This is a genomic window from Sphingomonas sp. M1-B02, assembly GCF_026167525.1.
Taxonomy (GTDB): domain Bacteria; phylum Pseudomonadota; class Alphaproteobacteria; order Sphingomonadales; family Sphingomonadaceae; genus Sphingomonas.
Window position 1 is genome coordinate 3,574,580 of record NZ_CP110679.1, and the last position, 18,051, is coordinate 3,592,630.

The window sequence follows — 18,051 nt, forward strand, 5'->3', positions numbered from 1 at the left end:
GCGACTATAACGAGGCCAAAGGCAGCGGAAAGGGTGACAATTTGAGGCGCCGGCGCGCTTTTCCGGCGCCAAAGGCGGGCAATTTACGCCATGCCTGCGAATCTACCGTCATCGCTCATAGCATCGCAATTGCCTGTATGACCGTCATCCCGGCGCAGGCCGGGATCCAGGATGGCGCTGCCCGGCCAGTCGTGCTTGACCCTGGATCCCGTCCTGCCCGGGGATGGCGAACGGTGTAGTTGCGCACCAAAGCATCGCACATGGGCAACAAACGCCGATAATCGGCGTCACCCCCCTCTCACGCCTTGAAAAATCGGATTCCCCCTGATAGGTGCCCGCGGATAACGCCGCAGCCCTGCTTCGGCGAACCCTATTCTATTGAATTCGAGATTGGAGCTGTACGGCCTTATGCAAATCATCGTTCGCGACAATAACGTCGACCAGGCGCTGCGGGCGCTCAAGAAGAAGCTGCAGCGTGAGGGCGTCTATCGCGAGATGAAGCTTCGTCGGCACTACGAAAAGCCCAGCGAGAAGCGTGCTCGCGAGCGTGCGGCAGCGATCCGTCGCGCCCGCAAGCTCGAGCGCAAGCGCGTCGAGCGCGACAGCGCACGGTAAGATTGCTGCGCTTCGGCGCAGTTTTCTTTCCCGATTCGCGGGAAAAGTGCGAAGCTAAGCGGCGGAACGCCGAAACTGGGATAATCTGATGTCCGTGACCGCCGTTCCGCTTCGTGGCCTCAATCGAGCCTATTCCGTCTGGATCTGGGTCGGCGTCGTCGCCGCGATCCTGCTGGCTTTCGGCCTCGCCTGGGCCGGCACGCGTGAGCGCGTCGCGGCCAAGGGCACGAACGAGCAGTTCCTCGCCTGGAACGGCAGCCGCGCCGGCGTCGTGACCACCGCCTCGGGGCTGCAATATCAGGTGCTCAAGGCGGGCGAGGGCCCCAAGGCGGGCGAGGGCGATTATGTCATCGCCAATTATGAAGGCCGTTTCCGCGACGGCGCCATTTTCGACAAGAGCGAGCGCCCCGTGCCCTTCCCGGTGCAGCAGGGCAGCGCGATCCCCGGCTTTCTCGAAGGCCTGAAGCTGATGCAGAAGGGCGGCACCTATCGCCTCTGGATCCCCGCCAATCTCGCTTATGGCGCCCCGGGCATGCAGAGCCCGGATCCCGAGCGGGTTCCCGCCGATGCGATGCTGATCTTCACCGTCTCGCCCGAGCGCGTCCTCCCCGCCGCCGTCGTCCAGCAGATGATGATGCAGCAGATGATGCAGCAGCAGGGCGGCCAGGGCGCGCCGCCCCCAGGCGGCGGCGCTCCTCAGGGCCCGCCTCCGGGCGCCGGTCCTCCGCCGCAGGGCGCTCCGGGGCAGTAACGCCCCACCGGGCGGGCGGGGGCCTGGCGCGAGCTATATCTTCGCCTGCAAGACCCAGCGCTCGTGGCCCTCGAACCCCATCGCCGACAGAACGCCGCTGCTGTAGGCGCCGGTGTCGAGGCCGATGCGGTGCGATAGCAATTCGACATCCTCGGCGATGGTGTGGCCGTGGACCACGACCTTCTCAAGCGCACCGCGGTGGAGCAGGAATTCGTCGCGGATCCAGCGCAGGTCTGCCACGCGCTGGCGATCGAGCGGCTCGTCCGGTCGGATGCCGGCATGCACGAAAGCATAGCCGCCGATGATGATAAGATCCTCGAGTGCGTCGAGAAATTCGACATGCTCGCGCGGCACTGCCGCCTGGATCATCGTCAGGAGCTCGGGGAAACCAGCCTCGTGATATGTCTCTTCGGAGATCCCATAACTCAGAATCGTCTCGCGCCCGCCGATCCGTGTGAACAGCTTCAGCGCCTTGAGGTCGCCGGCCAAAGCGAGGCTGAAAATCTCCTCGTGGTTGCCGAGCAGGATCCTGGTTGCCGGATACTCGGCCTTTAGCTGCAGGACGCGATCGATGACTTGCGCCGAATGCGGACCTCGGTCGACCAGATCGCCAAGCAAAATCAGCTGCGTGTCCAGGGAGCCGCGTCGGCGATCGTCTTCATGGATCTTCGAGAGCAGCGCTTCGAGAAGGTCCAACCGGCCATGTATATCGCCGATCGCATAAACCCGTTTACCATCGGGGACGGCTGCCACTGGCTCGCCTGTCACGACGCGCTTCGAAAAAAGCTTGAAAATCATATGTTGGCCAAAAATTATGTGCCCGGCAGATATTCGAAGACCCAGGTGGGTTCAATGCATTGCATCGAAGCATAGGCTCGCTTGGGCGGCGGAAAGACGATGGATTGCGAATCGCGAATCAAATCGAAGCATCTTTCACGCACAAAAAAGTGGCGGCCAAAGGCCGCCACTTCGAAATCCGATAATCCGGAAAACAGCTTAGGGGCTGTCGGGATCGTCATCGTTGTTTGCGAGCGCAACAGCGCCGCCGATGATTGCTGCGGTTGCGAGCACGCCGATGATGACTGCGGGCGCGAGCTCGCTCTCTTCATCACCCGACGTCGCAGCGCGCGACAGCGACAGCTTGGCAGCCGGGCTAGCCGTAGCGGCCAGAACCGGGGTCGCTGCCATCGTAGCGACTGCAGCTGCCGTGAGAAGCTTTGACAACATTATTCTACTCCCTCTTCGAGCTCCGGTGCTCTCGTCCAGCGACCCTATGGCATAGGAGCCCGCAGACGGCAACACCTCAAAATCCACGCCGCGACGAGATACTCTCGCCGTTGCAGGAACGCAACACTGGTCGAGTCTCGAGCTCAACACAATGCCCATAACGGTTACCCGCGATGCAAGCGTACGCCTTCTATAACGCGGCGCAGCATTAAGGCCAAGGGTATTAACAATCTCTCCCAACGCATTTCCTCGCGCGGCTCATTATGGTCCCTGCAGCGGCGCTATCCTTGTCGGCGGGGCGGCATGGCGACTATGGAGACGAATGTTCTTCCGGTTCCGATTTTCAGCCCTTCGCTGCGTCCGCGCCCTCCGGGCCTGCGCGCTGGTATCGATCGCCTGCGTTGGCTTGACGGCAGGAGCAGGGGCGCAGTCCACTGAGGGTAACGCCCAGTTCGAAGCACTTCGCGCGGCGGATCTGAAGCTGGCGACTATCGGCTGGCGCCTTGCGACCGCCAACGCCCCGCTGTGCGAGCGCCTGGAGCCCGGGACGGGAATCCAACTGCACACGCTCGACCAGTTCGATTCGGCGACTCGTGCGCAGGCGCAGACGCATTTCGGGTTCGCTTCGCCGATTGCCGTGGAGGCGATCGTGTCCGGGAGCCCGGCGGAACGCGCCGGACTGCGCGCCGATGATTCGCTGATTCGTGTCGGCTCGGTGGATATGCGCGCCATTGCAGGCAAAGCGGGGACGACAGAGCGCCTTGTCGCCGCACAGTTGGCGATCGCGGCGCTTCCGACTGAAGCGTCGATCGCTGTCGAGGCATTGCGGGGCGGCGAGGCCATCCGCGTCACGATCGAGCCCGTACCCGCCTGCAAGTCGCGGTTCGAGCTCGAAATCATCAACAGCTTCGGTGCGTCGGCCGACGGCACGATGGTGCAGATCAGTTCGCGCTTCCTCGACGACTATTCCGACGATCAGGTCGCCGCGGTTACCGCACATGAATTCGCACACAATGTCTTGCACCACCGTGATCGTCTGGTCGCGCGCGGCGTCGATTACGGCTTGCTCTCGGGTTTCGGGGCGAACGTGAAGTATTTTCGCCAGACCGAGATTCAGGCGGACCTGCTGTCGGCCTATCTGCTCGCCAATGCCGGTTACCCACCGCGTGCGTCGATCGACTTCTGGCGCAAATACGGATCGGACGGGCTGATCGGGCTGTTCCGCAGCCGCTCGCATCCCCACTGGCGCGATCGAATCGCCACGCTGGAGGCGGAAATCCCCAAGATCGAGGCGCAGGCGGCGCGGCCGATCGTGCCGGCGCTGATCGCGGAACGAAGCCAGCCGCTGAGCGGCGACTGGCAATCGTTGCTGGTACGACGCTAGGCGTTCAGCTGGCCAGCCTCAGCGGTTCGCCAGGGGCCGGGTGCGGCTGATCGGGCCAGATGCCGCGCGTGTCATAGACCTGCTTGCCCACCCGTTCCTCGAGCGGGATCGAGCGGAAGATTTCGTGATCGACCAGCACGATCAGCGTGTCGCAACTCTCCAGCGCCGAATCGACGTCGATCAGCGCGCTGCCGCTGCCGTCGAACGCCGCGGGCAGGGTGCTGGCATAGGGCTCGACGATCGACACCCGCGCGCCGAAGCGTTCGGCCAATGCGGTTGCGACCTTGAGCGCGGGGCTCTCGCGGAAATCATCGATATTGGCCTTGAAGGCGAGGCCCAGGCAGGCGGCGCGGACCGTTGGATCGGCCTCCAGCATCGCGCAGGCGCGGGCGATGACATGCTCGACCTTGCCGTCATTCACTTCGCGCGCGGTGCGGATGAGCGGGGTCTGATCGGGTGCGGCGCTGACCAGGAACCAGGGATCGACCGCGATGCAATGCCCGCCGACGCCGGGGCCGGGGGAGAGGATGTTGACCCGCGGATGGCGGTTGGCGAGGCGAATCACTTCCCAGACGTCGACCCCCATCTGATCGGCGACCAGCGAGAGTTCGTTCGCGAAGGCGATGTTTACGTCGCGGAAGGCGTTTTCGCTGAGCTTGGTCATCTCGGCCGCCTTGGCGGTGGTGGTGACGCAAGCGCCGCGCACGAAGCGGCGATAGAATTGCAGCGCCTTCCGCGCGCAACGGGGGGTGATGCCGCCGATGACGCGATCATTGTCGATCAGCTCGACGAGGATACGACCGGGGAGGACGCGTTCGGGGCAATAAGCGATGGCGACGTCGGCGCTGCCCGTGCAATGGCCGGGGACCTTGAGATCGGGCCGCAGCTTCGCGAGCAGTTCGGCGACCTTCTCGGTGGTGCCGACCGGCGAGGTCGATTCGAGGATGACGACGTCGCCTGCCTTGAGCACGATCGCGATCGTGGTCGCGGCCTTGAGCACATAGCCGATATCGGGCGCGTGATTGTCGCCGAACGGGGTGGGGACCGCGACGACGAACACGTCCGCCGGCTCGATCTGCAGCGAGGCGCGCAGATTGCCGCGCGCGACCACGCCCGAGACCAAAGCGTCGAGATCGATCTCCTCGATATGGACGCGGCCCGAATTGACCGTATCGACGACATGGGCGTGGACGTCGACGCCGAGCACCTTGGCGCCGGTGCGGGCGATTACTGCGGCGGTGGGGAGGCCGATATAGCCCAGGCCCAATACGGCTACCTGGAGTTCAGAGTCCGAAACCATGTGCGACGATCCCCGATATCCGTGTCGCGGCATGGCCATCGCCGAAGGGATTGTGGGCGCGGGCCATTGCCGAATAGGCAAGGCTATCGTCCAGCAAGGTTGAGATTTCGGAAACGATCCGATCCGGGTCGGTGCCGACGAGCCGTGCAGTGCCCGCTTCCACGCCTTCGGGACGCTCGGTGGTCTCGCGCATCACCAGCACCGGCTTGCCGAGCGCGGGGGCTTCCTCCTGTACGCCGCCCGAATCGCTGAGCACGATCTCGGCCATGCCGAGCGCACGGATGAAGTGCGGATAATCGAGCGGATCGATTCGGACGATGTTGGGGCGGTCGCCGAGCATCCTGTCCATCACCGCGACGACATTGGGGTTGGGGTGCATCGGGAACAGGATCGCGGCGTCGGGGCGGTCGGCGATGCGGGCGAGCGCGGTGGCGATGCCCGACATGCCGTCGCCGAAATTCTCGCGCCGGTGGGTGGTGACTAGGATGATGCGCTTGCCCTGAAGCCGCATCTCGATCGCGTCGAGTCCGGCGGCGAGCGAGGAATCGCCGTCGATGCGGGCACGGGTGGCGTGCAGCGCGTCGATCACGGTGTTGCCGGTGACGTGGATCGAGGCGGGATCGATATTCTCGCGACGCAGCGCGGCGGCGGCGGTCTCGGTCGGCGCGAAATGCTGGTCGGCGATGGGCGCGACGATGCGGCGGTTCACTTCTTCGGGCCAGGGCTGATAGATGTCGCCGGAGCGCAGGCCCGCCTCGACATGGCCGACCGGCACCTTGCGATAATAAGCCGCGAGCGCGCCGACCATCGCCGTGGCGGTATCGCCCTGGACGATCACGCGATCCGGCTTCTCGTCATCCATGACGCGGCCCAGCCCGGTGAGAAGCCGCGCGGTGAGATCGTCGAGCGATTGGCCGGGGGTCATCACGTCGAGATCGACGTCGGGGACGAGGTCGGCGATCGCCAGCACCTGATCGAGCAGCCCGCGATGCTGCGCGGTCACGCAGGTGCGCACCTGGAGGTCTCCGCGTGCCTTCAGCGCCTGGATGACCGGGAACAGCTTGATCGCCTCGGGCCGGGTGCCGAAGACGATCAGAATCTTGGGTGGGTGCGCGCTTGCCATGGGACCTCCTAGCCGGGCCGGTTTAATCTTGGACTAACCGCGGCGGACAATGCTTGCCATCCACGTCCCAATCGTAGGAAAGCGGCGCACCCTTTCCTTCGGAGCATTCATTCAATGCGCAAAGTCCTGCATGTCGGCTGCGGTCAGGCGACGATCGCGAACATGACCCCCGGCTTCCAGGACGGCAGCTGGGAGGAAATCCGCTTCGACATCAATCCGGATGCCCGCCCCGACATCGTCGGCACGATCACCGACATGGTGGCGGTGGAAAGCGATAGCGTCGATGCGGTCTATTCGTCGCACAATCTGGAGCATGTCTATGCGCATGAAGTCCCGCGCGTGCTCGCCGAGTTCCGCCGGGTGATCAAGCCCGAGGGCTTCGCGGTCGTCACCTGCCCCGATCTCGAATCGGTGGCGGCGCATATCGCTGCGGGCAAGCTTGCCGATCCGCTGTACCAATCACCCGCGGGCCCTATTTCGCCGCTCGACATTCTCTACGGGCATGGCGCCGCGATCGCTCGTGGCGAAACCTATATGGCGCACCGCACCGGGTTCACGCGCAAGACGCTCCAGGAAAATGCTGCCCTCGCCGGGTTCGCGTCGCTGGGTGTGCGCCACCGGCCGACTTATTTCGATCTGTGGCTGGTCGCGACGAAGCAGCCGTCGGCAAAGGACTCGATCGTGGATCTGATGACCCGCTTCTGCCGTTGAACCGAAAAGCTTAGGAAATCCCATGCCCTTCAAGCCGCTTCGCAAGGCCGTGTTCCCCGTCGGAGGATTGGGCACGCGTTTTCTCCCCGCCACCAAGGCGATGCCCAAGGAGATGCTGCCGATCGTCGATCGCCCGCTGATTCAATATGCGGTCGAGGAAGCGATCGAGGCGGGGATCGAACAGCTGATCTTCGTCACCGGGCGGGGCAAGAGTGCGATCGAGGATCATTTCGACATCGCCTTCGAGCTAGAGACGACGATGCACGAGCGCGGCAAGTCGCTCGACATTCTCGATGCGACGCTCCTCAAGCCAGGTTCGGTCGCCTATGTCCGCCAGCAGGAGCCGATGGGGCTGGGCCATGCGGTGTGGTGCGCGCGGCATATCGTCGGCGACGAACCGTTCGCGGTGCTGCTCGCCGACGATTTCATGCTCGGCAAGCCCGGCTGCCTCAAGCAGATGGTCGAAGCGTATAACAAGGTCGGCGGCAATCTGATCTGCGCGGAGGAGGTGCCGGACGATCAGACGCATCGCTATGGCATCATCACGCCGGGCGCCCGCGACGGGGCGCTGACCGAAGTCAAAGGCCTGGTGGAAAAGCCTGCGGCCGGCACCGCGCCCTCGAACCTATCGGTGATTGGCCGCTACATCCTCCAGCCCGAAGTGATGAAGGTGCTCGAAGGCCAGGAAAAGGGCGCCGGCGGCGAGATTCAGCTTACCGACGCGATGGCGCGGATGATCGCCGATCAGCCGTTCCACGGCGTCACCTTCGCCGGCACCCGCTACGACTGTGGCGACAAGGCCGGGTTCATCGAGGCCAATATCGCAGTGGCGCTGGGTCGGGACGATATCGGGCCGGCGGTGCGCGACTTCATCGCGAAGCTCTGACGCTCACAGCATGCCGGGTCGCTTCGATCAGGCGCGGACGATCTTCTCGCTGAACATGCCGGCGCGGCGGCAGGCGTTGCGGGTATCAACGACGAGTTCGGCTGCATCGACCAGCGCGGCATAATCGACCGCGTCATGATCGGTGGCGATCAAGACGGCGTCATATCCGGCGAAGGCCTTTGCATCCCAGGCCACGCCCTTGCGGAAGTTGAGGGTGGGATGTTCGCGGGTATTGTCGATGCAGGCGACGTGCGGATCGTGGAAATCGGCGGTGGCGCCGCGCGCTTCGATCATCTCCATCAGCCGGAGCGACGGGCTTTCGCGGATATCGTCGACATTCTTCTTGTAGGCGACGCCGAGGACGAGGATGCGCGCGCCGCGCAGGCCCTTGCCGAAGCGCGCGTCGAGCGAGTCCGAAAGCACGCGGATCACATGCTGCGGCATATCTGCGTTGATCTGCCCGGCCAGCTCGATGAAGCGGGTATGCTGGTTGAATTCTCGCGCCTTCCAAGTGAGATAGAAGGGGTCGATCGGAATGCAGTGGCCGCCCAGGCCAGGTCCTGGATAGAAAGGCATAAAGCCAAACGGCTTCGACTTTGCTGCCTCGATCACTTCCCACACGTCGATATCCATCGCGGTGAAGATGAGCTTGAGCTCGTTGACCAAAGCGATGTTGACGGCGCGGAAGACATTTTCGGTGATCTTCACCGCCTCGGCGGTGGCGGCAGAGGAGACTGCGATCACTTTCGGGACGACATGGCGATACAGCGCCAGCGCCAGGTCCGCCGAGACCGGATCGTCGGCGCCGACGACCTTGGGGATCTTGGTGGTGGAGAAGGTCGGGTTGCCAGGATCCTCGCGCTCCGGTGAATAAGCAAGGAAGTAATCGCGCCCTGCCTTAAGCCCGCCGGCTTCGAGGATCGGCTGCATCACTTCGCGCGTCGTGCCCGGATAGGTGGTCGATTCGAGGATCACCAGCTGGCCTTTGCGCAGCGTGGCGGCAATCGCCGCGGTAGTGGCTTCGACATATTTGAGATCGGGCTCGAGATGGCGCGAGAGCGGCGTGGGCACGCAGATCAGCAGGACGTCGGGCTCGGCCAGCCGCGCGAGATCGTCAGTGGCGTCGAGGCGCTCCGCCGCCACCTGCGGCGCGATGCGGCCGCCGTCGATATGCTTGATATAGCTTTGGCCCGCATTGAGCGCGTCGATCTTCGCACGATCCAGATCGAAAGCGAGAACGGGGCAGCCGGCCTCACAAAAGGCGACCGCGAGCGGCAGGCCAACATAGCCCATGCCGATCACGCCGATCGTAGCTGTGCCGCTTTCGATTCGCGCCTGGAGCTTCAGTCCATGCGCCGGCCATTCGATACTCATGCAGTCCCCGTAAACGATTGGAGCTGTGCCCCTATCGCCCGATAGGGGTTTCAAGTTCGATAATGATCGCGATACCAATCGACGAAGCGCCGGACGCCGATGCTGGGCGGCGTCGATGGCGCATAGCCGGTGAGCTGTTTGAGCAGCGCCGACGAGGCCTCGGTCGCGGGCACGTCGCCTTGCTGCATCGGCAGGAAATTCTTGACCGCCTCGCGCCCCAGCGCTTCTTCGAGCGCGCCGATATAGTCCATCAGCTTCGTGGCGGTGCCGGCGCCGATATTGACGCTGCGGAACGGCGCGACCGGGGAGAGGCTGTCATTCTCGACCGGATCGCGGCCGGGAATCGCATCGGTCAGCCGGACGATCGATTCGGCAAGATCGTCGATATAGGTGAAGTCGCGGACCATCGCGCCCTGATTATAGACGTCGATCGGTTCGCCCGCGAGAATCGCCTTGGTGAACTTGAACAGCGCCATGTCCGGCCGGCCCCACGGTCCATAGACCGTGAAGAAGCGGAAGAAGGTCATCGGGGTGCCGAACAGATGGCTGTAGCTGTGGCCCATCAGCTCGGTCGCACCCTTGGTCGCGGCGTAGAGGCTCAACGGCGTCTGGGTGCGCTGGGTCTCGGTGAAGGGCATCTGCGTGTTGGCGCCATAGACCGAGCTGGTCGAGGCGGCGAGCAAGTGGCGGACGGGGTGACGGCGGGCCAGTTCGAGCACATTGTGGGTGCCGATGATGTTGGCGCCGATATAGCTTTTGGGCTCGTCGATGGAGTAACGCACCCCCGCCTGCGCGGCGAGATGGATCACCACGTCGGGCTTGAACTCCGCCCAGGCGGCTTCGAACGCGGCTTCGTCCTCGATCGAAATGCGCGCGAGCGAAAAGCCGGCGTGGTTGCTGAGAATGTCGGTGCGCGCTTCCTTGAGCGCGACGTCATAATAGTCCGAGAAACTATCGACGCCGAGCACGGTATCGCCGCGCTGGAGCAGGCGGCTGGCGGTGTGGAAGCCGATGAAGCCGGCGGAACCGGTGACGAGGACGCGCTTGCTCATGCCGCGTCGGATGCCGAAACAAGGTTAGCAAGTCCACCACATGCCGGGCAGCCGGGATCCTTGGGCAGCGCGATCGTACGGAAGCGCATCGACAGCGCGTCGACAAGCAGCAGCTTGCCCGCGCTGTCCTCGCCAAAGGAGGCGACGGCGCGGATTACCTCAAGCGCGGCAAGGCTGCCCATCACCCCGGTGAGCGCGCCCAGCACGCCCTGCTCGGCGCAGGTCGCCTCGGCGCGCTCGGGATCGTGGCCGACGAAGCAGCGATAGCAGGGCTTGTCGGCCTCCCAGCCGCGGAAGACGCCGAGCTGGCCCGAAAATTCGGCCACCGCTGCCGAGACGAGTGGGACGCGCAGCGCCAGCGCGGCATCGGCCACCGCGAGCCGCGTCGCGAAATTGTCCGAGCCGTCGAGGACGACATGGATGCCGTCGAGCAGCCGCGGTGCATTGTCGGCGGTGATCCGCTCCTTGATCGCCTCGAAGCTGGTCAGCGGATTGATCTTCCGCGCCGCGATCGAGGCGGCAACGACCTTTTCATGGCCGATATCTCTCGTACCGTAGAGCGTCTGGCGCTGGAGGTTGGAGAGCGCGACCTTGTCATCGTCGATCACCGCGAGATGGCCCACGCCGGCGGCGGCGAGATACTGGATCGCCGGCGAGCCGATCCCGCCCGCGCCTATCAGCAGGACGCGCGCCTGCTTGATCGCGGTCTGCCCCACGCCGCCCACTTCGCGCAGGACGATGTGGCGGGCATAGCGTTCGAGTTCGTCGTCGGTGAGAGTCACTGGCCGGTGGAGCCGAAGCCGCCTGCGCCGCGCGCGGTTTCGTCGAGGCTCTCGACCTCGGCCAGTTCGGCGCGCTGGACGGCGGCGGGGACGAGCTGGGCGATGCGATCCCCGCGTACGATCGGGAAGGGGGCGTCGCCGAGATTGGCGAGGATCACCTTCACTTCGCCGCGATAGTCGCTGTCGATCGTGCCCGGCGTGTTGAGGCAGGTGATGCCATGCTTGAGCGCAAGCCCCGAACGCGGACGGACCTGGACCTCATAGCCTTCGGGGATGGCCATGGCGAAGCCGGTGGCGACCGCGTGGCGCGCGCCGGGGGCAAGGCTCAGCGTTTCGGCGGCGACCACGTCCATGCCCGCCGCGCCCTGGGTGGCATAAGCGGGGAAAGGGAGGCCCTTGCCGTGCGGCAGGCGCTGGAGCGCGATGCGGATCGATTCAGAGGGCATCGGCAATCCGTTCGGCAAGTTTGTGCGCGACTTCGGCCTTGGGGAGGCGTTCCCAATGCTCGACGCCGTCGGCGGTGATCAGGTGGATGGTGTTGGCATCGCCGCCCATCACGTCGCCCGAGACGTCGTTGGCGACGATCCAGTCGGCGCCCTTGCGCGCGCGCTTGGCGGTGGCGTGTTCGACGACCTGCTCCGTTTCGGCGGCGAAGCCCACGACCAGTCTGGGGCGGTGCGGGCTGTGGGCGAGCAGCGCGAGGATGTCTGGGTTTTCCGATAGTTGGAGCGTCGGCGGGGCGTCGCCCTTCTTGAGCTTCTGGTCGGCGGTGTCGGTGCGCCAGTCGCCGATCGCGGCGACCATCACCGCGGCGTCGGCGGGGAGGGCGGTGGCGACGGCGTTGGCCATCTGCTGCGCGGTCTCGACATCGACGCGGGTGACGCCGGGGGGCGTGGCGAGGGTGACCGGGCCGGAGACCAGCGTGATCCGGGCGCCGAGCGCAGCGAGGGCCTCCGCGATGGCATAGCCCTGGCGGCCCGAGGAGCGATTGGCGATGTAACGCACTGGGTCGATCGGTTCGTGGGTCGGGCCGGCGGTGACGAGGATATGCTTGCCGCTCAGGACCCCCGGAGCAGGCGAAAGCGCGGCGGTGATCGCGGCGAAGATCGCCTCGGGTTCGGGCAGGCGGCCGGGGCCATATTCGCCGCAGGCCATTGCGCCCTCGTCGGGCTCGAGGAGGGTCACGCCATCGGCGCGGAGCCGGGCGACGTTCCGGCGTGTGGCGGCATGCTGCCACATGCGGACGTTCATCGCCGGGGCGGCCAAGACGGGCTTGTCGGTGGCGAGGAGGAGCGTCGTCGCGAGATCGTCGGCGATGCCCGCGGCCATCTTGGCGAGCAAGTCGGCAGTGGCGGGGGCGATGACGACGAGATCGGCTTCGCGGCTGAGCTGGATATGGCCCATCTCGGCCTCGTCCTTGAGATCCCAGAGCGTGGTGTAGACCTGATTCTCGGAGAGCGCGGCGAGCGTCATCGGGGTGACGAACTGCGCGCCGCTCTCGGTCAGCACGCAGGTCACGCCGATCCCGGCCCTGCGGCACAGGCGGACCAGTTCGCACGCCTTATAGGCCGCGATGCCGCCGCCGACGATCAGGAGGATGCGCTTCATCGGCTTACCCTTGTCACGGTGATCCGCCGCCTGTCGAGCGCGCGGACGAAGAGATCACGCAGCGCATCGGGCACGAACACCAGCCCGGCGAGTAGCACCGGGGCAACCATCAGCGCCCAATAGAAATTGTCGAGCCGGGCGAAGATGCCGATCGCGACCGCATATGCGGCGAGCGTCGCGGCCATGCGCGGGCCCAACGGATCGCTCCAGCTCGCCCAGCCGAACATCGCTAACCCGACGAGCAGCGAGCCTGCCCAGAGCGGGAGCAATTGGAGCGAGGTGGCGAGATAGAGCGACTTCACGAAGAAACCGTAGCCGAGGAGCCCGGCCCAGCCGGGGGAGGCAGGATCGCTCGGGCCGGTGACGCCCGCGACGCCATAGGCATGCGCGCCGAGCGCCACGGCGAAGAACCCCAATGCGGCGAGCCAGCCCAGCGCCTCGCGCCGCTCGCCCTGAACCCAAGCGAAGCCGAGCATCACCAGCACATAGAGCGCTGCGGTCTCGCGGATCAGCATCGCTGCCAGCGCGATCGCCACCGCCTCGACCCATCGGCCCGGGCGCCGCAACGCGAGCGAGAGTGCGACGAGCAACCCTGCCCAGATTTCATGGAACGCCGCCAATCCGGGCTGGAGGAAGGCGAGCATCGACGCGATCAGGAGGAAGGCGCCGGTGATCCGCGGGGCGACGCGCGGCACCGCTTCGCCGAGGCGGACCGCCCAGACGACCCCCACCGTGCCGCCGAGCAGAAACAAGAGCGCCAGCGGTCCCCAACTCGGCAGCACTGCCTGGACGGTGGCGAGGCCGGGCATGCGCACGGTAACGAAGGGGCGCAGCGGATAGCCGCCGGAACGCAGCGCATCGGTGGCGGCGGTATAATAATCCGCACCATTCTTCATGCCCGCGACGATTTTTTCGTAGATCATCAGGTCGGTCTGGTCCTGCGTCGCGCTACCTTCGGCGATGGCGGCAGGATTGGGCCCGGCCAGCGCGGTGAGGCAAAGGAGCAGCAGCAAAGCCAGCAGCCCGAGCAGGATCCGCGCCCGCGGCCTGCGCAGCGTGGCGAAGCGGCTCGGCGATGCGAGCCAGAGAGGCGCAGGTTGGGCCATGCAGGCGGGGGACTACACGCGGGGCGGAGGGAGTGTCGAGAGGAAGTGGCCGGGATTGCATCTCAGCGGCAGGAAAGGCTCAGGTAAGACCAACGCCAGAAGTGGCTTGACCAATTTTTCCGCATGGCGATACTATGTCTCAAATAGTGGAAGTATCGGCGGCCGGTTCGAATCGCCGTGATCGGGAGAGTGATATGCGGAATGCCGGCTGGAGCGCAGTTGGGGCCTTGGCAATGCTTGCGATCAGCAGTCCCGCTCGGGCGCACGATGCCTCCAAGACAACCCCGTCGCCGCGGAGCAGCTGGAATTTGAACCAGGACTGGCGGACCGCGACCGGCGCGCTGCCGGGCGCCGAGCAACCGGGGTTCGACGACGCGCGCTGGGGGCAGGCGACGCTGCCGCATGCCTTCAACGAGAAAGAGGCATTCGCGCGAGACATCAAGAAGCTGTCGACCGGTATCATCTGGTATCGCAAGCGGATCACGCTGCCGGCGCGCGCGGCGGGGGGCCGGGCCTTCCTCGAATTCGAGGGGGTGCGGCAGGCGGCCGAGGTATGGGTCAATGGGAAGTCGGTGGCGTTGTCCGAAAATGGCGCGATGGCTTTCGGTGCGGACATTACCACAGCACTCAAGCCCGGCGAAAATCTCATCGCGGTGCGGGTCGACAATGACTGGAAATATAAGGAGCGCGCGAGCGGCAGCGGCGTCCAGTGGAACAACGACAATTTCAACGTCAATTATGGCGGGATCACCAAGAATGTCCGGCTGCATTTGACCGGGCCCGTCTACCAGACGCTGCCGCTGCAGGCGGGGCTGGGGACGACCGGGCAATATGTCTGGGCGGACGGCTTCGACCTCGCCAAGCGCGCCGCGACGATCCACGCCGAGACCCAGGTGCGCAACGACAGCGCCGCCGCGCGCACGATCGGCTACCGCGCCGAAATGCGCGATCGCGAGGGGCGCGTGGTGGCGCGGTTCGACGGCGGGAGTGCGACGCTGGCGCCCGGCGAGACGCGGACGCTGGCCGCGTCGGCGCGCGTGGGCGACCTGCATTTCTGGGCCTGGGGCTATGGCTACCTCTATACCGTCACGACCAGCCTGATGCTGGACGGCAAGGCGATCGACAGCATCGATACGCGGACCGGCTTTCGCCACACGAAATTCGGCGAGGGGCGGATCGAGCTCAACGGTCGGGCGATCCAGGTCCATGGCTATGCGCAGCGGACCTCGAACGAGTGGCCCGCGGTGGGCGTGTCGATCCCGCCCTGGATCAGCGATTTCTCGAACGCTTTGATGGTCGAGAGCGGCGGCAACCTGGTGCGCTGGATGCACATCGCGCCTTCGAAGCAGGACGTTGAGTCTGCCGACCGCGTCGGGCTGATGCAGGCGATGCCGGCGGGCGATGCCGAGAGCGACACGACCGGACGCCGCTGGGAACAGCGCAAGGAAGTGATGCGCCAGGCGATCGTTTATAACCGCAACAACCCCTCGATTCTGTTCTACGAGGGCGGGAACGAGAATATCAGCGACGCGCATATGGCCGAGCTGAAGGCGATCCGCGACGCGTTCGACCCGCATGGCGGAAGGGCAATCGGATCGCGCGAGATGCTGGAGAGCGATGTCGCCGAATATGGCGGCGAGATGCTCTATGTGAACAAGAGCGGCGACATTCCGATGTGGGCGATGGAATATTCGCGCGACGAGGGTGCGCGGGCATATCGCGACCACTTCACCCCGCCCTTCCACAAGGATTCGCCCGACTATAATCGCAACCAGGACAGCCATGCCGTCCAGAATGTCGAGCGCTGGTGGGACTATTATCGCGTGCGACCGGGCACCGGCAAGCGCGTGAGTTCGGGCGGGGTGAACATCATCTTCTCCGATTCCAACACCCATTATCGCGGCGACAACAATTACCGCCGCTCGGGCGAAGTCGATGCGGTGCGGATTCCGAAAGAGGGCTTTTACGCGCACAAGGTGATGTGGAGCGATTGGGTCGACAGCGTCACGCCGGGCACGCACATCATCGGGCATTGGAACTATGCGCCGGGGACGGTGAAGGATGTGCAGGTCGTGTCGAACGGCGACGCGGTGGAGCTGTTCCTCAACGGGCGTTCGCTGGGCAAGGGTGAGAAGAGCTCGGGCTTCCTGTTCACGTGGAAGGGCGTTGCCTGGGCGCCGGGCACGTTGAAGGCAGTGGCGAGCGGCAAGCGATCGGAAGCTTCGGTCGAGACGACCGGGCCGGCAGTCGCGCTGCGGCTAAAGCCGCTGGTTTCGCCGCGGGGCTTCGTGATGGACGGGGCGGACATCGCTCTGGTCGATGTCGAGGTGGTCGATGCCAGGGGGCGGCGCGTGCCGACCGCGAACGACGAGATCCGCTTCACGCTCGACGGACCCGCGCAATGGCGCGGCGGGATTGCGCAGGGCGATTCGTCGGGCAATCCGCGGGCCGAGATCGCTTCGGGTCCGGCCGAGCCGACCAAGCCCGCCGGCGCCGACCAGACCACCCAATATGCCGGGACCGCGCGCGAGGAGGATAATTATGTCCTCTCGCAGGCGCTGCCGGTCGAGGGCGGGGTGAACCGCGTGCTGCTGCGGGCGGGCAAGGCGGCGGGCGTGGTGCGGGTTGCCGCCACGGCCGAGGGGCTGAATCCGGCGACGGTGGAGATCCTAGGCGTCCTGCCGCGTGCCGAAACGGGCGGACTTTCGAGCGATTTTCCCGAAGACCATCAGCCCGGATTGCTGACCCGCGGGCCGACGCCGGCCGCACAAACCTATCGCACGACGCGTCGCACGCTGCTGCCGGTCTCGACGATATCCGGATCGAACCAAGCCGAGGCCGGGCGTTCGACCGACGACAACGAGCTTTCGCGCTGGGCCAGCGACGGCACGCAGGCGGGTGCCTGGATCGAATATGGCTTCGGCGGCGACGTGACGCTGAGCGAGATCGACCTGAAGCTCGTCGGCTGGCGCTCGCGCAGCTATCCGTTGCGGATCACGCTGGACGGGAAAGTCATCTGGGAAGGCGAGACCGAGCGGCAGCTGGGCTATGCGTATCTAGCGTTCAAGCCGGCGAAGGGCAGGGTGCTCCGCATCCAGCAGACCGGGCCGGTGGCGGACCGCGATGCGTTCGGGAAGGTCGTTGAGCTCGATACCGCGCGCAAGGCGGGCGACACGGGTGCGGATTCGGTGCCTGCGGGCTGGCGGCTGGGGATCGTCGAGGTGGATTTCCACTCGCCGGTGCGGTGAACTCAACTGAACTCCGCCGGAATGACGTATCAGGTTAGAGCATTGGCAGTGTCGAAGGCTTTGGCCCGACAGGAAAGGCTGCGTCGATCTTCGCGATCTCCACTTCGGTGAGGGTAAGATCGCCGGCCGCCGCATTCTGTACGGCATGGCCGGCGGACGACGCTTTCGGGATAACGAAGCTGTGCCGCGCCAAAGCCGCCAGCGCGATCTGGCGCGGCGTCGCGCCATGCGCCTCCGCGATCTCGGCCAGCACGCGGCCGCCCTTGCTCTCCGCGCTCGGGAAATCGTCATGGCCGAACGGGCTGTAGGCGACCAACGCGACGTCGTTGCGCTCGCACCAGGGCTGCACGGCATGCTCGATTGCGCGCTGCTTCAAGTGATATAGGACCTGATTGCAGGCGATCCTGCCCGGGCCGGCGACTGCGAGCGCCTCGTCGAGGTCGTCCTCGTCGAAATTGCTGACGCCCCAGGAGAGGATCTTGCCGTCGCGGACCAGCGTCTCGAACGCGGCGAAAGTCTCGGCGAGCGGGTGGCGGCCGCGCCAGTGGAGCAGGTAGCAATCGAGCCGATCGGTGCCGAGACGGCTTAGCGAGGCTTCGCAGGCGGCGATCGTCCCGGCGCGCGAGGCGTTGCTCGGCAGGACCTTCGAGACGAGAAACAGACCGTCGCGGCGCCCGCGTATCGCCTCGCCAACGAGGGGTTCGGCGTCGCCATACATCTCGGCGGTGTCGATATGCGTCATGCCGGCGTCGATGCCGCGTTGGAGTGCGGCCATCGCCGACGCCCGGTCGCCATGGTCGATATGCCAGCTTCCCTGGCCGATGATCGCGACGTCCTTGCCGGTATTTCCGAAGCGGCGGTGCTGCATGTCATTCTCCCTCCGC

Annotated in this window: 18 protein-coding genes; 6 read left to right on the forward strand and 12 right to left on the reverse strand. The window is 65.5% G+C overall.

The window, feature by feature from the left end; translation table 11 throughout:
* The first annotated feature begins 408 nt into the window (after positions 1-408).
* A complete protein-coding gene (gene rpsU / locus OKW87_RS17305; RefSeq protein ID WP_265541322.1) occupies positions 409-615 on the forward strand; it encodes a 30S ribosomal protein S21 in 207 nt (68 codons plus the stop codon).
* Positions 616-703: 88 nt separating this feature from the next.
* Positions 704-1,366 (forward strand): FKBP-type peptidyl-prolyl cis-trans isomerase, encoded by a 663-nt coding sequence (locus OKW87_RS17310; protein ID WP_265541323.1) that lies wholly within the window; start codon positions 704-706, stop codon positions 1,364-1,366.
* 33 nt (positions 1,367-1,399) lie between these two features.
* Here the strand turns inward: OKW87_RS17310 and OKW87_RS17315 are convergent, their stop codons facing one another.
* From OKW87_RS17315 to OKW87_RS17325, 3 genes are read right to left on the reverse strand one after another with little or no spacing between them, the layout of a single operon-like run.
* On the reverse strand, positions 1,400-2,164 hold the full coding sequence (locus tag OKW87_RS17315) for a metallophosphoesterase family protein (RefSeq protein ID WP_265541324.1): 765 nt from the start codon (positions 2,162-2,164) through the stop codon (positions 1,400-1,402).
* Positions 2,165-2,178: 14 nt separating this feature from the next.
* Complete coding sequence (locus tag OKW87_RS17320) at positions 2,179-2,385, reverse strand: hypothetical protein (RefSeq protein WP_265541325.1); 207 nt, start codon at positions 2,383-2,385, stop codon at positions 2,179-2,181.
* Positions 2,363-2,554 carry a hypothetical protein gene (locus OKW87_RS17325; protein ID WP_265541326.1) on the reverse strand — a complete coding sequence of 64 codons (192 nt, stop codon included), beginning with the start codon at positions 2,552-2,554 and terminating at the stop codon, positions 2,363-2,365. Before OKW87_RS17325 ends, OKW87_RS17320 begins: the two co-directional genes overlap by 23 nt.
* A 445-nt stretch (positions 2,555-2,999) precedes the next feature.
* Between OKW87_RS17325 and OKW87_RS17330 the strand changes: the two genes are divergently transcribed.
* The gene (locus tag OKW87_RS17330) at positions 3,000-3,977 is read left to right on the forward strand and encodes a M48 family metallopeptidase (protein ID WP_265541327.1); all 978 of its coding nucleotides are present in this window, start codon (positions 3,000-3,002) and stop codon (positions 3,975-3,977) included.
* 4 nt (positions 3,978-3,981) lie between these two features.
* On the opposite strand, the gene wecC is transcribed toward OKW87_RS17330, so the two are convergent.
* Both wecC and wecB read right to left on the reverse strand, forming a co-directional pair.
* Positions 3,982-5,277 carry a UDP-N-acetyl-D-mannosamine dehydrogenase gene (gene wecC, locus OKW87_RS17335; RefSeq protein ID WP_265541328.1) on the reverse strand — a complete coding sequence of 432 codons (1,296 nt, stop codon included), beginning with the start codon at positions 5,275-5,277 and terminating at the stop codon, positions 3,982-3,984.
* On the reverse strand, positions 5,261-6,400 hold the full coding sequence (gene wecB / locus OKW87_RS17340; RefSeq protein WP_265541329.1) for a non-hydrolyzing UDP-N-acetylglucosamine 2-epimerase: 1,140 nt from the start codon (positions 6,398-6,400) through the stop codon (positions 5,261-5,263). Before wecB ends, wecC begins: the two co-directional genes overlap by 17 nt.
* A gap of 114 nt (positions 6,401-6,514) precedes the next feature.
* Between wecB and OKW87_RS17345 the strand changes: the two genes are divergently transcribed.
* The gene (locus OKW87_RS17345) at positions 6,515-7,111 is read left to right on the forward strand and encodes a class I SAM-dependent methyltransferase (RefSeq protein WP_265541330.1); all 597 of its coding nucleotides are present in this window, start codon (positions 6,515-6,517) and stop codon (positions 7,109-7,111) included.
* Positions 7,112-7,133: 22 nt separating this feature from the next.
* On the forward strand, positions 7,134-7,997 hold the full coding sequence (gene galU, locus OKW87_RS17350) for a UTP--glucose-1-phosphate uridylyltransferase GalU (RefSeq protein WP_265541331.1): 864 nt from the start codon (positions 7,134-7,136) through the stop codon (positions 7,995-7,997).
* 27 nt (positions 7,998-8,024) lie between these two features.
* Here galU and OKW87_RS17355 read toward each other — a convergent pair whose 3' ends face one another.
* From OKW87_RS17355 to OKW87_RS17380, 6 genes are read right to left on the reverse strand one after another with little or no spacing between them, the layout of a single operon-like run.
* Positions 8,025-9,371: a nucleotide sugar dehydrogenase gene (locus OKW87_RS17355; protein ID WP_265541332.1), complete on the reverse strand. Its 1,347-nt coding sequence runs from the start codon at positions 9,369-9,371 to the stop codon at positions 8,025-8,027.
* Positions 9,372-9,421: 50 nt separating this feature from the next.
* Complete coding sequence (locus OKW87_RS17360) at positions 9,422-10,423, reverse strand: NAD-dependent epimerase/dehydratase family protein (RefSeq protein ID WP_265541333.1); 1,002 nt, start codon at positions 10,421-10,423, stop codon at positions 9,422-9,424.
* The gene (locus OKW87_RS17365) at positions 10,420-11,205 is read right to left on the reverse strand and encodes a HesA/MoeB/ThiF family protein (RefSeq protein ID WP_265541334.1); all 786 of its coding nucleotides are present in this window, start codon (positions 11,203-11,205) and stop codon (positions 10,420-10,422) included. The genes OKW87_RS17360 and OKW87_RS17365 overlap by 4 nt, the downstream gene beginning before the upstream one ends.
* Complete coding sequence (gene dut, locus OKW87_RS17370) at positions 11,202-11,651, reverse strand: dUTP diphosphatase (protein WP_265541335.1); 450 nt, start codon at positions 11,649-11,651, stop codon at positions 11,202-11,204. The genes OKW87_RS17365 and dut overlap by 4 nt, the downstream gene beginning before the upstream one ends.
* Entirely contained in the window at positions 11,641-12,813 is a 1,173-nt protein-coding gene (gene coaBC, locus OKW87_RS17375) for a bifunctional phosphopantothenoylcysteine decarboxylase/phosphopantothenate--cysteine ligase CoaBC (RefSeq protein ID WP_265541336.1), read from the reverse strand. The genes dut and coaBC overlap by 11 nt, the downstream gene beginning before the upstream one ends.
* Entirely contained in the window at positions 12,810-13,919 is a 1,110-nt protein-coding gene (locus OKW87_RS17380; protein ID WP_265541337.1) for a hypothetical protein, read from the reverse strand. Before OKW87_RS17380 ends, coaBC begins: the two co-directional genes overlap by 4 nt.
* A gap of 308 nt (positions 13,920-14,227) precedes the next feature.
* Between OKW87_RS17380 and OKW87_RS17385 the strand changes: the two genes are divergently transcribed.
* Positions 14,228-17,167: a glycoside hydrolase family 2 protein gene (locus OKW87_RS17385; RefSeq protein ID WP_265541338.1), complete on the forward strand. Its 2,940-nt coding sequence runs from the start codon at positions 14,228-14,230 to the stop codon at positions 17,165-17,167.
* 34 nt (positions 17,168-17,201) lie between these two features.
* Here the strand turns inward: OKW87_RS17385 and OKW87_RS17390 are convergent, their stop codons facing one another.
* Entirely contained in the window at positions 17,202-18,035 is an 834-nt protein-coding gene (locus OKW87_RS17390; protein WP_265541339.1) for an aldo/keto reductase, read from the reverse strand.
* Positions 18,036-18,051 lie beyond the last annotated feature (16 nt).

Bases quoted from the DNA above. Each gene is read 5' to 3' on its own strand.
- rpsU (WP_265541322.1), top strand. From the start codon at position 409: ATGCAAATCATCGTTCGCGACAATAACGTCGACCAGGCGCTGCGGGCG.
- OKW87_RS17345 (WP_265541330.1), top strand. From the start codon at position 6,515: ATGCGCAAAGTCCTGCATGTCGGCTGCGGTCAGGCGACGATCGCGAAC.
- OKW87_RS17355 (WP_265541332.1), bottom strand. From the start codon at position 9,371: ATGAGTATCGAATGGCCGGCGCATGGACTGAAGCTCCAGGCGCGAATC.
- OKW87_RS17310 (WP_265541323.1), top strand. From the start codon at position 704: ATGTCCGTGACCGCCGTTCCGCTTCGTGGCCTCAATCGAGCCTATTCC.
- OKW87_RS17315 (WP_265541324.1), bottom strand. From the start codon at position 2,164: ATGATTTTCAAGCTTTTTTCGAAGCGCGTCGTGACAGGCGAGCCAGTG.
- galU (WP_265541331.1), top strand. From the start codon at position 7,134: ATGCCCTTCAAGCCGCTTCGCAAGGCCGTGTTCCCCGTCGGAGGATTG.
- wecC (WP_265541328.1), bottom strand. From the start codon at position 5,277: ATGGTTTCGGACTCTGAACTCCAGGTAGCCGTATTGGGCCTGGGCTAT.
- OKW87_RS17360 (WP_265541333.1), bottom strand. From the start codon at position 10,423: ATGAGCAAGCGCGTCCTCGTCACCGGTTCCGCCGGCTTCATCGGCTTC.
- OKW87_RS17380 (WP_265541337.1), bottom strand. From the start codon at position 13,919: ATGGCCCAACCTGCGCCTCTCTGGCTCGCATCGCCGAGCCGCTTCGCC.
- OKW87_RS17325 (WP_265541326.1), bottom strand. From the start codon at position 2,554: ATGGCAGCGACCCCGGTTCTGGCCGCTACGGCTAGCCCGGCTGCCAAG.
- dut (WP_265541335.1), bottom strand. From the start codon at position 11,651: ATGCCCTCTGAATCGATCCGCATCGCGCTCCAGCGCCTGCCGCACGGC.
- OKW87_RS17390 (WP_265541339.1), bottom strand. From the start codon at position 18,035: ATGCAGCACCGCCGCTTCGGAAATACCGGCAAGGACGTCGCGATCATC.
- wecB (WP_265541329.1), bottom strand. From the start codon at position 6,400: ATGGCAAGCGCGCACCCACCCAAGATTCTGATCGTCTTCGGCACCCGG.
- coaBC (WP_265541336.1), bottom strand. From the start codon at position 12,813: ATGAAGCGCATCCTCCTGATCGTCGGCGGCGGCATCGCGGCCTATAAG.
- OKW87_RS17320 (WP_265541325.1), bottom strand. From the start codon at position 2,385: ATGACGATCCCGACAGCCCCTAAGCTGTTTTCCGGATTATCGGATTTC.